The sequence below is a fragment of the Gordonia oryzae genome (genome assembly GCF_003797185.1).
GTDB lineage: Bacteria > Actinomycetota > Actinomycetes > Mycobacteriales > Mycobacteriaceae > Gordonia > Gordonia oryzae.
The window spans coordinates 153,707-167,401 of the sequence record NZ_RKMH01000001.1; the positions used below are offsets into that span (position 1 = coordinate 153,707).

Annotated in this window: 12 protein-coding genes; 10 read left to right on the forward strand and 2 right to left on the reverse strand. The window is 67.7% G+C overall.

Going from position 1 to position 13,695, the window contains the following annotated elements:
• Positions 1-109: 109 nt before the first annotated feature.
• Together EF294_RS00735 and EF294_RS00740 are read left to right on the forward strand one after the other, a co-directional pair.
• A complete protein-coding gene (locus EF294_RS00735; RefSeq protein WP_123925111.1) occupies positions 110-1,282 on the forward strand; it encodes a hypothetical protein in 1,173 nt (390 codons plus the stop codon).
• Positions 1,283-1,289: 7 nt separating this feature from the next.
• Positions 1,290-2,675: a replication-associated recombination protein A gene (locus tag EF294_RS00740; protein ID WP_123925112.1), complete on the forward strand. Its 1,386-nt coding sequence runs from the start codon at positions 1,290-1,292 to the stop codon at positions 2,673-2,675.
• Positions 2,676-2,969: 294 nt separating this feature from the next.
• Here the strand turns inward: EF294_RS00740 and EF294_RS00745 are convergent, their stop codons facing one another.
• Positions 2,970-3,437: an OsmC family protein gene (locus EF294_RS00745; RefSeq protein WP_123925113.1), complete on the reverse strand. Its 468-nt coding sequence runs from the start codon at positions 3,435-3,437 to the stop codon at positions 2,970-2,972.
• A 124-nt stretch (positions 3,438-3,561) separates the two neighbouring features.
• Between EF294_RS00745 and alaS the strand changes: the two genes are divergently transcribed.
• The gene (alaS, locus tag EF294_RS00750) at positions 3,562-6,339 is read left to right on the forward strand and encodes an alanine--tRNA ligase (protein WP_123925114.1); all 2,778 of its coding nucleotides are present in this window, start codon (positions 3,562-3,564) and stop codon (positions 6,337-6,339) included.
• Positions 6,339-6,794 (forward strand): Holliday junction resolvase RuvX, encoded by a 456-nt coding sequence (ruvX, locus tag EF294_RS00755; RefSeq protein ID WP_123925115.1) that lies wholly within the window; start codon positions 6,339-6,341, stop codon positions 6,792-6,794. Before alaS ends, ruvX begins: the two co-directional genes overlap by 1 nt.
• A 475-nt stretch (positions 6,795-7,269) precedes the next feature.
• Here the strand turns inward: ruvX and EF294_RS00760 are convergent, their stop codons facing one another.
• Positions 7,270-7,467 (reverse strand): hypothetical protein, encoded by a 198-nt coding sequence (locus tag EF294_RS00760; RefSeq protein WP_123925116.1) that lies wholly within the window; start codon positions 7,465-7,467, stop codon positions 7,270-7,272.
• On the opposite strand from EF294_RS00760, the gene mltG reads away from it, so the two are divergent.
• The 6 genes from mltG (at position 7,462) to aroB (ending at position 13,354) form a co-directional block, all read left to right on the forward strand.
• A complete protein-coding gene (gene mltG, locus EF294_RS00765; RefSeq protein ID WP_246007591.1) occupies positions 7,462-9,012 on the forward strand; it encodes an endolytic transglycosylase MltG in 1,551 nt (516 codons plus the stop codon). The genes EF294_RS00760 and mltG overlap by 6 nt on opposite strands.
• Positions 9,003-9,926, forward strand: a complete 924-nt coding sequence (locus EF294_RS00770) for a shikimate dehydrogenase (protein WP_123925320.1) — start codon at positions 9,003-9,005, stop codon at positions 9,924-9,926. Before mltG ends, EF294_RS00770 begins: the two co-directional genes overlap by 10 nt.
• Positions 9,927-10,016: 90 nt before the next feature.
• Entirely contained in the window at positions 10,017-10,403 is a 387-nt protein-coding gene (locus tag EF294_RS00775; protein ID WP_123925117.1) for a prepilin peptidase, read from the forward strand.
• Between the two features lie 70 nt (positions 10,404-10,473).
• Positions 10,474-11,682, forward strand: a complete 1,209-nt coding sequence (gene aroC / locus EF294_RS00780) for a chorismate synthase (protein ID WP_123925118.1) — start codon at positions 10,474-10,476, stop codon at positions 11,680-11,682.
• Positions 11,679-12,236 (forward strand): shikimate kinase, encoded by a 558-nt coding sequence (locus EF294_RS00785; protein ID WP_123925119.1) that lies wholly within the window; start codon positions 11,679-11,681, stop codon positions 12,234-12,236. The genes aroC and EF294_RS00785 overlap by 4 nt, the downstream gene beginning before the upstream one ends.
• Positions 12,233-13,354: a 3-dehydroquinate synthase gene (gene aroB, locus EF294_RS00790; RefSeq protein WP_246007592.1), complete on the forward strand. Its 1,122-nt coding sequence runs from the start codon at positions 12,233-12,235 to the stop codon at positions 13,352-13,354. Before EF294_RS00785 ends, aroB begins: the two co-directional genes overlap by 4 nt.
• The last annotated feature ends 341 nt before the right edge of the window (positions 13,355-13,695 follow it).

Here is a 13,695-nt window from a genome sequence, read left to right on the forward strand (position 1 = left end):
TCGCCGAGGCCGGGTACCCCACGAGCGTGCGGGGATGTCCTCCGATCGGTCACGCAAACTCAACGGCCGGTGACGACTGTCGGTGGCATTCGGTACGGTGGGGGATGCCATGACGGTCATCACAGAAAGCCGCATCACCAGCGTGGTGAGTGCCGCAGAGGCCCTGTTGTCGCATCGCGCCGGTTCGCCGGTCGTGCTCGCCGAACCGGAGGATCTCGGAGGAAGTGGGCGGACCATCGTGGTGCGCGTACGCGTCGCCGAGAACCCCCTGTCGATGGACCGCACCCTCGTCATCAAGGCGCTCCCCGAGCACGAGGATCCGCATGCGTTCCACCGCGAGATCGCCTCGTACAAGTACGCGACGGCACTGCCCATCGAGTCCCGACCGGGACCACAGCTGATCGCCTCCGACCCGGATGCTCGGCTCATGGTGCTCTCCGATCTCGGCCGCGGCAACGCGATGACCACCCTGCTCGGTGGTGTCGACGTCGTCGAGATCTCCCGCGCGGTGAGTGCGTGGGGTCAGGCGCTCGGTCGCATGCACGCGGCCACGGTCGGCGGTGAGGTCGACTTCGATGCATTGGTCCGACGCGGGCCCTCGGGGACCGAGGGCCGCGACCTCCTCGGCGAGGAGGCCCGACGCGCGGTCCGGATCGCTCGCTCGCGAGCCGCCGACCTCGGTGTCGAGATGGGTTGCGCGGTCGTCTCCGCGCTCGACGGGGCGTGCACCCTGTTCGACGAGGGCGATCATCGTGCGTTCAGCCCGTCGGATGTCGGTCCGGAGAACATCCTGCTCAACGAGGCCGGCGTGCAATTCATGGACTACGAATGGGGTGGGTTCCGTGACGCAACCCTCGACATCGCCTACGCGTTGGTGACCTCTGCGGCGCAACTCGGCCCGCACGCCCTCGAACATCGCGACCAACTCGAGACCGCGATGGTCGACGCGTGGCGTTCGGAGGTGCACACCATCTGGCCGGCGCTGCGCCGCGACGGCGATCTGCAGCGCAAGCTGGTCGTCGCCCGGCTGCTGTGGGCGTGGCTGTCGACGGTGTGGTTGCTGCCGGAGGAGGATGCCGACCTCACATCTACGGACTCGGCAGCACCGCAGGAGTTTGCGACCGCTGACCACGCCCACGACTGGGCGCTGCATTCCAACGATCCGCGCGTGATTGTCGCGAGGTGGTCGGATCTGGCCGCGTCGGCGCGCTCGGTCAACGCCGACGTCGCCGATTTCGCCGCCGCGATCGGCATAGCGTTGCACCGGGTCTGGCTGTCCTGACGCGGGAATGAACGGACTTTTCGACACTCCCGATCCCGAGTCACCCAGCAGCGGACCCGCGGTCGGCGTCTCGGCACCGCTCGCCGTCCGGATGCGGCCCCGCTCACTCGAGGAGATCATCGGTCAGACCCATCTGCTGGGTTCGGGGTCGCCGTTGCGTCGGCTCATCAACGGTTCCGGTGCGGCGTCGGTGCTGCTCTACGGCCCACCGGGTACCGGCAAGACCACGATGGCGTCGCTGATCTCCACCGCCGCCGGCGGGCGGTTCGAGGCGTTGTCGGCGTTGTCGGCGGGGGTCAAGGAGGTGCGGGCGGTCATCGAGGTGGCCCGCCGACGACTCGTCGACGGCGAGCAGACCGTCCTGTTCATCGACGAGGTCCATCGCTTCTCCAAGACCCAGCAGGACGCGTTGCTTGACGCCGTCGAGAACCGGATCGTGTTACTGGTGGCCGCCACCACGGAGAATCCGTCGTTCTCGGTGGTCTCCCCACTGCTGTCACGTTCGTTGGTGCTGCGGTTGCGGTCGTTGACCGACGACGACATCCGTGAGGTGCTCCGCCGGGCGGTCACCGATGAGCGAGGTCTCGGCGGGGCGGTTCGCGTGACCGACGCCGCCTACGATCACCTCGTCGCTGTTGCCGGTGGTGACGCTCGACGTGCGCTGACCGCACTGGAGGCCGCCGCCGACGTCGTGTCCCAAGATCGGTCGGATACCGATGCGCAGGCCGACGCGAGCGAGATCCCGGTAGTGGATCTCGCCGACGTGGAAGCGGCCATCGACAAAGCCGCGGTGCGCTACGACCGAGACGGCGACCAGCACTACGACGTCACCTCGGCGTTCATCAAGTCCGTCCGTGGGTCCGACGTCGACGCCGCGCTGCACTACCTGGCACGGATGATCGCCGCGGGGGAGGACGCGCGATTCATCGCGCGGAGGTTGATGATCCACGCCAGCGAGGACATCGGGATGGCCGACCCGATGGCCCTGCAGACCGCTGTTGCCGCCGCGCAGGTGGTCGCCTTGGTCGGTATGCCCGAGGCGAAACTGGCTCTGACGCAAGCCACCATCCACCTCGCGACCGCTCCGAAGTCGGCGGGCGTCGTCGGCGCGATCGGAGCCGCGCTGGCCGACGTCGAGGCCGGTAAGGCCGGCGCAGTACCGCCTCATCTGCGCGACAGTCACTACGCCGGCGCGAAGAAGATGGGCAGCGGCGTCGGCTACCGCTATCCGCACGATGACCCCGATGGGGTTGTACCGCAACAGTATCCACCGGACGAGCTAGTCGGTGTCGACTACTACCAGCCGACTGACCACGGTTTCGAGCGCGAAATCGGGCCACGGGTGGGCAAATTGCGGTCGATCATTCGTAGAGCAACCTCGAAACGACGCTGATTCGCGGACCGGTGCTGAGCGCAGTGGTTCCTGGCGTCGTCATAGCGATCTCCCCATCGAGACGAGCCGACCGAACACCCACGATGTCGATCACCGGAACCCCTTGGGAGAGGGTAGGGCCGCCCTGATGGTTCCGCAGGTGATCACCTGCATGTCCCGATGTCCGGTCGGCCGAGGATCTCCTCGAGAGCGATCCCGCACTCCGGCGCCGCCCAAGGAGACAGGAGCACCAGCCATCGATGCGGTCCACCCCCTGATCGCTTCGCCGCCGGTGGCGATGTGGGTGATCAGCGATCAGCCGACGGTGACGGTGGCGTGGTGGCGGATCGGGAAGTTCACCGAGTGTGCGATGAAGCACCACTCGTGGGCGTCGTGGTGGGCATCGTGGGCGTCGGCGACCATCGACTCGTCGGCAACGGTGACCGTCGGGCGCAGCGTCGCCGAGGTGAAATATCCGCCGTTTCCCACTTGCGCCATGACGGCGCTCGCCTCATCGGCGTAGCCGGTGACGACGACGCCGCGGGTCACACACGCGTGCAGATATGACAGCAAGTGACACTGTGAGATCGCGATGAGCAGCAGATCCTCGGGATTATGGTGTGCAGCATCGCCGCGAAACGCCGGATCCGCCGACCCGATCAGGTCGGGTTTCCCGGCGACACCAGCGCGGACGGTGCGGTCGTAGTCGCGGTACCCGGAGGTCCCGGAGCCGCGGTCGCCGATCCAGGTGGTGGTGACACGATAGTGGTGTTCGCCGGACATAACCCGAGTATGACGAGCCGATGACGGCCGCGATACCCGACGCGGTCGGAGAGCGTGGGGCCTGCCGACGGTAGGCTGGTAACCCGCAGATACGCACATCGCCGAACTTTCGAGGACTCACCCAGTGCAGACGCATGACATCAGGAAGCGATTCCTGGATCACTTCATCAAGGCCGGGCACACCGAGGTGCCCAGCGCCTCGCTGATCCTCGACGACCCCAACCTGCTGTTCGTCAACGCCGGCATGGTGCCGTTCAAGCCGTACTTCCTCGGTGAGCAGACCCCGCCGTTCGACCGCGCCACCAGCGTGCAGAAGTGCGTGCGCACCCTCGACATCGACGAGGTCGGCATCACCACCCGTCACAACACCTTCTTCCAGATGGCGGGCAACTTCTCCTTCGGTGACTACTTCAAGCGCGAGGCGATCACCTTCGCCTGGACGCTGCTGACCAACAGTGTCGAGGACGGCGGATACGGCATTCCGGCCGAAAAGCTGTGGCCGACGGTTTATCTCGATGACGACGAGGCGGAGTCGATCTGGCGAGACGAGATCGGTGTGCCGGCCGGACGCATCCAGCGACGCGGCATGAAGGACAACTATTGGTCGATGGGCGTCCCCGGTCCGTGCGGACCGTGCTCGGAGATCTTCTACGACCGCGGTCCGGCGTACGGCATCGAAGGTGGACCCGAGGCCGACGAGGACCGCTACATCGAGATCTGGAATCTCGTTTTCATGCAGAACGTGCGCGGCCCGGGCGGCGGTAAGGAGGGCTACGAGATCCTCGGCCCGCTGCCCAAGAAGAACATCGACACCGGCATGGGCATCGAGCGCGTCGCTTGCCTGCTGCAGGGTGTCGACAACGTCTACGAAACAGATCTGCTCAAGCCGATCATCGACCTCGCCGCGAGCGTGACCGGCCGCGCCTATGGGGCCGGCGACCACGAGGCCGACGTCCGGTTCCGGGTGATCGCCGACCACACGCGTACCGCCGCCATGCTCATCGGCGACGGCGTGCTGCCCGGCAACGACGGCCGCGGCTATGTGCTGCGTCGGTTGCTGCGCCGCGTGGTGCGTTCGGCGAGGTTGCTCGGCGCCGGGAGCACAGCGAGCGGGCCGAATGTCAGCGGCGCCGGGAGCACAGCGAGCGGGCCGAATGTCAGCGGCGCCGGGAGCACAGCGAGCGGGCCGAATGTCGACGGTGCGGATCAGGCCACGATGGGGGTGTTCATCGGTGCCGCGATCGACCTGATGGCGCCGTCGTATCCAGAACTCGCCGACAAGCGTGAGCACATCGTGAGTGTTGCGGTCGGCGAGGAGGCATCGTTCGCCAAGACACTCGCCGCCGGGTCGAAGTTGTTCGCCGACGCCGCCGCGGCGACCAAGGAAGCCAACAAGAGCACGCTTTCGGGCAGCGATGCGTTTACCCTGCACGACACTTACGGCTTCCCGATCGATCTCACCCTCGAGATGGCCGCCGAGGCCGGGTTACAGGTCGACGAGGGCGGCTTCACCGAACTCATGGCCGAGCAGAAGCGGCGAGCCAAGGCCGACGCGAATGCCCGGAAGACCGGGCACGCCGACGCCGGGGTGTACCGGGAATTCCTCGATCGCGGACCCACCGAGTTCACCGGATACGGAGAGCTCGTGTCCGAGGCGCGCGTCGTGGGTCTGATCGCCGACGGCGTGCGGGTCCGCAGCGCCGGTGCCGGTCAGGAACTGACGGTGATTCTCGACCGCACCCCGTTGTACGCCGAGTCCGGTGGCCAGATGGCCGACACCGGCTCCATCACCACCGGGGCCGGCGCTCGGCTGACCGTCAAAGATGTTCAGCGGGTGGGCAAGTCGGTGTGGCTACACAGCGTCATCGTCGATGCCGGGGAGATCGCCGAAGGCGATGAGGTCCTCGCGAGCGTCGACACGAGCTGGCGCCACGGTGCCACGCAAGGGCACTCGGGTACCCACATGGTGCACGCCGCGCTGCGTCAGGTGCTCGGACCCGGTGCGACACAGGCGGGTTCGCTGAACCGTCCCGGATACCTGCGCTTCGACTTCCATGCATCGGGACCGCTGTCGGCCGAGCAACGCACCCAGATCGAGGAGATCTCCAACGAGGCAGTCGAGGCCGACTACCGGGTCAACACCTTCCAGACCGGTCTCGCCGAGGCGAAGGCGATGGGCGCGCTCGCACTGTTCGGGGAGAACTACGGCGACGAGGTGCGTGTCGTCGAGATCGGCGGCCCGTTCTCGATGGAGCTGTGCGGTGGCACTCACGTCGCATCGTCGGCGCAGATCGGACCGGTCACGCTGATCGGCGAGTCCTCGGTCGGTTCGGGGGTGCGCCGCGTCGAGGCCTATGTCGGCATGGACTCCTTCCGTCATCTGTCGAAGGAACGCGCCCTGATGGCGGGTCTCGCGTCGTCGCTGAAGGTGCCCTCCGATGAGGTTCCCGCGCGCGTCGAGCAACTTGTGACGCGATTGCGTGACGTCGAGAAGCAGTTGGAGAAGATGCGCGCCGAGGCGGCACGGGCGTCGGCGGCCACGCTGCTCGATCGGGCGGTCACGGTCGGGTCGACGTTGCTCGTTTCGGGTACGCTACCCGGCCTCGACGCCAACGGATTGCGGTCGGTGGCCGGAGATCTGCGCGGGCGGGTCAAGGACCGTGCCGCGGTGATCGCAGTGTTCTCACCGAGTGAGGACGCCGGGCAGGCCAAGGTGCCGTTCGTCGTCGCCACCACAGAGGCCGCCCGCTCGGCTGGGCTCAAGGCCGGTGACGTGGTCAAGGAGATTGCACCCCTTCTCGGTGGTCGGGGCGGCGGCAAACCCGATCTGGCACAGGGATCGGGTTCTGATCCGACGGGCGTGGACCCGGCGATGCGACGGATCTCCGAGCTCTTGCACTGATGGCAGATCCGGAGCACGACAACCAGCGGACGCGGCGGGGCCGGCGTCTGGGCATCGATGTCGGCAGTGTGCGGATCGGCGTCGCGGTGTGCGATCCCGACGGCATACTCGCGACTCCGGTCGAGACCGTGCGACGCGACACGTCCGGAGGGTCGGACGTGAGGAGAATCGCCGAACTCGCCGCTGAATACGAGGTTGTCGGCATCGTGATCGGTTTGCCCAAGACGCTGCGCAACAGCGAAGGTGTGGCGGCGGCCGCCGCGCGGACGTTTGGCGACGACCTGACCACCGCGATTCACCCGGTGTGTGTCGAGTATGTCGATGAACGGCTCACGACGGTGACTGCGGCGCAAGCGTTGCGGGCGAGTGGCCGATCGGCGAAGGCATCGCGTTCGGTGATTGATCAGGCTGCGGCGGTCGCTATTCTGCAGGGATGGCTGGACGCGCGACGATGAGTTCGTTGGCGACGTCGTTTCGTCCACCGATGGCAGGGGCCGATCGGTTCAGGTCCAGTGTGATGCGCGACATGCGCACGTGTCGGGGGATGGGTGGGGCTTATGCCGCACCGTCGAAGTGGGATCAGGGAGGGTATCCGCGGTGAGCGACGAACGGCATCGGAATCGCCATCGGGATCGAGTGGACCATCCCGCCGACGGCATGGACCCCGATCGGTTGCGGTATTTCACGCAACCGGTGGATGGACGATCCAGCACCCGGCATCGCCGCCGCCGCACCGGACCGCCGGGCACCTCGTTGGGATCGTGGCCCGTCCCGCCGTCGCCGGAGGCACCCGACGATCGGGTATCCCGGCTTGGGAATGGTCCCCGGCCCGCGGCACCTCCGGCTGCAACACCACAGGCAACGGCACAGGTGCCCGCGCCGCAGTCCGCGGACGGGGCGACCCCGTCAGCGCCACAGCCAACGCTGCGTTCACGCGCTCAGCGGTCGGCTCCTCCTACCGCGCCGATCCCCGCGCCTCCTCAGGCCGAACCGCAGCAGCCTGAACCGCGGCAGCCTGAACAGCAGCAGGTCGAATCGCAGCAGCCTGAATCGCAGCAGGATGAGCAGCAGGTCGAATCGCTGCAGGCCGACGTGCAGCAGGTCGAATCGCAGCAGGCCGACGTGCAACAGCCTGAACCGCAACAGCCTGAACCGCAGCAGGCTGAATCGCAGCAGGCCGACGTGCAGCAGGCCGAACCGCAGCAGCCGCAGCCGGAGCCGGAACGAATCGACGGCGACGACTCGTCAGCCCGCGAGACCACAGACCGGTCGGTAGGTCTGCGGTGGGAGACAGATGTGGCGCCGGGCGCGCTCGCCGGGCTGGCCGAACCGACGTTGGCGGTTCCGGAGGCCGACACCAACCTCACCGATCGAGCCGACACCGAGTCCAGGTGCTCGGACAATCGCGTTGATCACGACCTGACAGCTCCGCACGATCTGATCGAACCGGCCGACGACACCATCCTCGCACCAGTTTCCGGCGACTCCCGCCCAGACCTCGACGATCATCCGGAACGTCGTCCGGCGGCGGTCGCGCGTCGGCGCCGACGCCGGATCGGTATGGCCGTGGTCGCCGTCGTGTTGCTGGCGCTGGTCGCCGGAGTCGGCTACTGGGGCGCGGACAAGGCTGGGCTCTTCGACTCCCGAAAGGACTACTCGGACGCCGCGGGAATCGCCGACGTACTCGTGCACGTCCCGGCCAACGCGTCGATCAAACAGATCGGCCGAATTCTGGTCGACGACAACGTCGTTGGCAGCGTCCGCGCCTTCGTGGATGCCGCCGACGGAGCCTCCCTGCCCAGTGGCTACTACAAGTTGCGGACCCAGATCCCGGCGAGAGAGGCGGTGAGGATGATCACCGACTCCGACTCGACCAACCGGGTCGGGCGCATCGTCGTTCCGCCCGGGACCCCGTTGGACACCAAGCGCGACACCTCGGGGCGACTCACCCCGGGCATCTTCGCGACGATCGCCGACCAGACCGGCGTCGAGATCAATGGACAACGACTCGGGGTGACCGAGCAGCAGTTGTCCGACGCGGCCGCCACTGCGAATATCACCGCGCTCGGTGTCCCGAGCTGGGCGCAGGATTCGGTAACGGCGCTCAACGGCGACCATCGCCGGATCGAGGGCCTGATCGCGCCCGGCACGTGGGAGGACATCGATCCCCACGACAACGCCACGCAGATCCTCAACGCCCTGATTACCAAGAGTGCCCTCATGTACGAGGGCTGGGGTGTGGTGAGCAAGAACAAGTCCGGGCTCAGTCCCTACCAGACGTTGGTGGCCGCATCGTTGTTGCAGGGCGAGGTGCAACCCGACGATTACCCAAAGGTGGCGCGCGTCATCCTGAACCGACTCGCCAAAGGTCAACGGCTGGAGTTCGATTCGACTGCCAACTACACGGCCAGCGTCGTCGACCTGAATCTCCATGACGATGCGCTCAAGGCGGATACGCCGTGGAACACCTATGTGCGTAAGGGTCTACCGCCGACTCCGATCGGTGCGGTGGAGGAGCCGTCGGTGGAGGCGATGGAACAGCCCGCCGACGGCAACTGGCTGTACTTCGTGACCGTCGACTCCAAGGGGACGACACTGTTCACCGACGATTTCGATCAGCATCGGCGCAACATAGCCACCGCATGCCAGAACAAATTCATCACGTGCCGGTGACGGGTTCACTGGGCGAGACCGGATCGGTGCTCGCGCGCCCGCCGCTGCGAGCCCCGGTGGGCGGGCGCACTGCCCGCCGCGCCACGGTGCTCGGCTCCCCGGTGTCGCATTCGAGATCCCCGGATCTGCACCTGGCCGCCTACGGTGCCCTGGGGTTGGGGAACTGGACCTACACGCGACGGGAGTGCACCGCAGCGGATCTGCCGGGGGTCGTCGCCGCGGCGCCGGCCGACCAGATCGGTTTCTCGGTCACGATGCCGGGCAAACTCGCCGCGCTCGCCGTCGCCGACGAGCGCACCGAACGCGCGGTCCTGGTGGGTTCGGCGAACACACTGGTGCGGACTGGGAACGGTTGGCGTGCGGACTGCACCGACATCGATGGCATGACCGGAGCACTCGAACACCTCGGTGTCGACGCCAGCGCCGTCGGTGCCGACCTTCCCGATTCGGCAGTGCTCGTCGGGGCCGGCGGTACGGCGCTGCCGACCATCGCGGCGCTCGCCGCGGTCGGGATCGGCGAACTCACCGTCGTCGCGCGCAGCGCGCAGCGCGCCGCCGACGTGCTCACGCTGGCGCGCGATCTCGGGATGTCGGTGCAGGTGGCCGCGTTCGCGAGTACCGACGATCTGAACCGGCGTTGCCGTGACGGCGCGGTCACCGTCTCCACGGTCCCGGCGTCGGCTACCGCACCGGTGATCGACGCCGTGGCGGGCTCGGCGCGTCTGGTTGAGGTCATCTACGACCCGTGGCCCACCCCTCTGGCCGCCGCGGTTCGGGCCGCGGGTGGTCGGGTGGCCGGTGGACTGGTGATGCTGCTGCACCAGGCGTTCAGCCAGGTCGAGCAATTCACGGGGCTGCCGGCACCGCGCTCGGTGATGGTCGAGGTGTTCGCCGGAGCCGACGCGGCCTCCTGAGGCGCGCACAGAGACGCGACGGTCCACAGGCCGACGCGGGCGGGCTGTGCGGCGCAGGAGCCCACCGACGCCATCGATCACACTGGCGGCATGGTTGCGACGGCTCTGGTGGTGATGGTTTGGCTTGCAATGGTCGCCGAGTGCGACCGGCGCACCGCGCGCATCCCGAATCGATTGCTGTGGCCGGGCGTGCTTGCGGTGGTCGTCGGCGGGCTGATATCCCCGCACGTGCTGATCGCGGCCCTGGCCGGCTCCGTTCCGTACCTACTGGCGTTCGCCCGCCGCTGGTGCGGGGGAGGTGACGTCAAACTCGGATTCGTCCTCGGAGGCATCCTCGCGTACCCGGTCGCGGCACTGCTGATGGTTGCCCTCGCCCAGGTGGGAGTCCTGATCGGACATCGACGTGGCGGCCCGGTGCGACGACCACACGGCCCCACGCTGATCCTTGCCGCGGTCCTCGTCCTGGCGTTCGGTTGAGCCTCGCGCGCGGGTCGTCACCGCCGGTGACCGGGCCCGGTCAAGGCTGTCCGCGGGCCGCGTGGCCCGCATGGAACAATGGGTTCTCGTGTTGCGCTGGATAACAGCCGGAGAGTCGCATGGCCCGGCACTCGTGGCGATCGTCGAGGGTATGGTCGCCGGAGTTGAGATCACCTCGTCGGATATCGCCGAGCAGTTGGCCCGTCGCCGTCTCGGATACGGACGAGGGGCCCGGATGAAGTTCGAGGCCGACAAGGTGACGGTGATCGGCGGCCTGCGCCACGGACGGTCGATGGGCGGGCCGATCGCGGTCGAGATCGGTAACACCGAGTGGCCCAAATGGGAGACGGTGATGTCGGCCGATCCGGTCGACGCCGCCGAACTCGACGGCAGCGCGCGCAATGCGCCCCTCACCCGCCCGCGTCCCGGGCACGCCGACTATTCGGGGATGCTCAAGTACGGCTTCGACGATGCGCGCCCGGTCCTCGAGCGGGCCAGTGCCCGCGAAACCGCCGCGCGGGTAGCGGCGGGCACCGTCGCCCGCAACTTCCTACGGCAGGTACTCGGGGTCGACATCGTCTCGCATGTGATCTCCATCGGGGCCAGCGAGCCCTACGACGGCCCGCCGCCCCGGATCGCCGATCTCGACGCGATCGACGCGAGCCCGGTCCGTGCCTTTGACTCTGACGCCGAGGCAGCGATGATCGCCGAGATCGAGGCGGCCAAGAAGGACGGCGACACCCTCGGTGGTGTGGTGGAGGTCGTCGCGACGAATGTGCCGGTCGGGCTCGGCTCGCACGTGAGTGGCGAGACCCGCCTCGACGCCAGACTCGCCGGTGCACTCATGGGAATCCAGGCGATCAAGGGGGTCGAGGTCGGTGACGGTTTCGCGACCGCGCGTCGCCGTGGCAGCGCCGCACACGATGAGATGGTCCCTGGACCCGACGGGGTGCTGCGATCGACCAACCGGGCCGGTGGCCTCGAGGGCGGCATGACCAACGGCGAGGACGTGCGGGTGAGGGTGGCGATGAAGCCGATCTCGACGGTGCCGCGCGCCCTGTCGACCATTGACATGAGCACCGGCGATCGGGCCAGCGCCATCCATCAACGATCCGACGTGTGCGCGGTGCCCGCGGCGGGTGTGGTCGCCGAGGCCATGGTCGCTCTGGTCCTCGCCCAGGCCGCGTTGGAGAAGTTTGGCGGCGATTCGGCCACCGAGACCGGGGAGAATCTGCGCGGCTACCTCAAGCACGTCGAGTCCCGGCCCCCGCGTTCATGACATCGCAGCCGGTGACCGGCGGCCCCGATCGTCCAGTGGCCGTGCTCGTCGGGTTCATGGGTGCCGGAAAGTCCACGGTCGGACGGATACTTGCCGACAGGCTCGGCGTCGACTTCGTCGACACCGACGCCGAGATCGTGACCCGCACCGGCCAGAGCATTCCGGAGATCTTCACCGGTGCCGGGCCCACCCGGTTCCGCCAGATCGAATGCGACGTCGTCACCGACGTCCTGCAGAACCACCGCGGCGTGGTGGCCCTCGGCGGGGGAGCGGTGACCACCGAAGCGGTCCGTGACGCGCTCGACGGATACCGTGTCGTCCACCTGAAAATCGGTGCCGAGGACGGCTTCTCACGCGTCTCTGGTTCTGATCGGCCACTGCTGGCCGACGGCGATCCGGCCGCGCGCTACCGTGAACTGCTGACCGAGCGCGCCGAGATCTACAGTGGCGTCGCGACCATCGAGGTCGACGCGGCCGACGGTGACGTGCAGGATGTCGCCGATGTCATCATCGCCGCGATCGCCCGCGAACTCGTACCCGAGAGGACCACATGAGCGACTCGATGACCACCGAGCCGGTACGAATCCGCGTCAATGCCGGATCGCCGTATGACGTCATCATCGGCCGCGGTCTGCTCGGTGAACTCGCCGATGCTGCCGCCGGCGCCGATCGGATCGCGATTCTGTATCAGCCGACGCTCGCTCAGACAGCGGAACAGATCCGCGAATACTTGTCCGGCAAGGGATTCGACGCACATCGTGTTGAGATCCCGGACGCCGAGGCCGGCAAGGATCTCGCGGTCGCCGCATTCTGCTGGGACGTGTGCGGCCGGATCGGGCTCAAACGCAACGACACGATCATCTCGTTGGGCGGTGGTGCCGCGACCGATCTGGCCGGATTCGTCGCGGCCACCTGGATGCGGGGAATCGGGGTCATCCACGTTCCCACGACCCTGCTGGCGATGGTCGACGCCGCGGTCGGCGGCAAGACCGGCATCAACACCGATGCCGGTAAGAACCTGGTGGGCGCGTTCCACGAGCCCACAGCGGTACTCATTGACATCGCGACCCTCGAGACGGTACCGAGCAACGAGGTGATCGCCGGTCTGGCGGAGGTCATCAAGACCGGATTCATCGCCGACCCGACGATCCTCGACATCATCGAGGCCGACCCGGCCGCGGCCACTGACCCGACCGCCGACGTCCTACCCGAGCTCATCCGTCGATCGGTGCAGGTCAAGGCTGATGTGGTGTCCGCCGACCTCAAGGAGTCGTCGCTGCGGGAGATCCTGAACTACGGTCACACGCTCGGTCACGCCATCGAGCGTCGGGAACGCTACCGCTGGCGCCACGGTGCGGCGGTGTCGGTCGGGCTGGTCTTCGCCGCCGAACTCGCGCGACTGGCCGGTCGGCTCGACGACGCGACCGCCGATCGGCACGCGGCGATCCTGTCCCTCGTCGGATTGCCGACGACCTACGACGTCGACGCCCTCGGTGATCTGCTCGCCACGATGGCGGGCGACAAGAAGAACCGCTCTGGGGTCATGCGATTCGTCGTTCTCGACGGTCTCGCCAAACCCGGCCGCCTCGAGGGCCCCGATCCGTCCCTGGTCGCCGCCGCGTACTCGGCGGTCGCCGCGGAAGCGGTGCCGGGCAGGGCGACCCTGCTCTGAGCCTGATGATTCCGGGCCGGATAATTCCGAGCCGGACAATTCTGGGCCTGACGAATCTGAGCCGGACAGCCAGGGGCGGCGTCGGCGTCTGAACAGTGGGTCGGCTCGCCCGTCTACTTCGGCGAGCCGTACCCCGGTGGGATGCTGGCGCGTGCCGGACTGGAATCGTCGGTGGCCGACTGGCGCCAGGGACCGTGGGGATGATCCGCGCGAACGACCCGACTTTCGTGTGGTGGAGCACCCCGATACCGACTGGTCGAATGCGAGCTCTGGGCTGCCGACGAACGGTGCGCCTGGGTGACTACGTGTGCATCGCTGCCTGCAGAGGTCTCTCGGTACGA

Excerpts from the sequence above, each read along its gene's own strand:
- EF294_RS00775 (WP_123925117.1), top strand. The coding sequence starts at position 10,017 with ATGGTTGCGACGGCTCTGGTGGTGATGGTTTGGCTTGCAATGGTCGCC.
- EF294_RS00785 (WP_123925119.1), top strand. The coding sequence starts at position 11,679 with ATGACATCGCAGCCGGTGACCGGCGGCCCCGATCGTCCAGTGGCCGTG.
- ruvX (WP_123925115.1), top strand. The coding sequence starts at position 6,339 with ATGGCAGATCCGGAGCACGACAACCAGCGGACGCGGCGGGGCCGGCGT.
- EF294_RS00745 (WP_123925113.1), bottom strand. The coding sequence starts at position 3,437 with ATGTCCGGCGAACACCACTATCGTGTCACCACCACCTGGATCGGCGAC.
- aroB (WP_246007592.1), top strand. The coding sequence starts at position 12,233 with ATGAGCGACTCGATGACCACCGAGCCGGTACGAATCCGCGTCAATGCC.
- EF294_RS00735 (WP_123925111.1), top strand. The coding sequence starts at position 110 with ATGACGGTCATCACAGAAAGCCGCATCACCAGCGTGGTGAGTGCCGCA.
- EF294_RS00740 (WP_123925112.1), top strand. The coding sequence starts at position 1,290 with ATGAACGGACTTTTCGACACTCCCGATCCCGAGTCACCCAGCAGCGGA.
- aroC (WP_123925118.1), top strand. The coding sequence starts at position 10,474 with ATGGAACAATGGGTTCTCGTGTTGCGCTGGATAACAGCCGGAGAGTCG.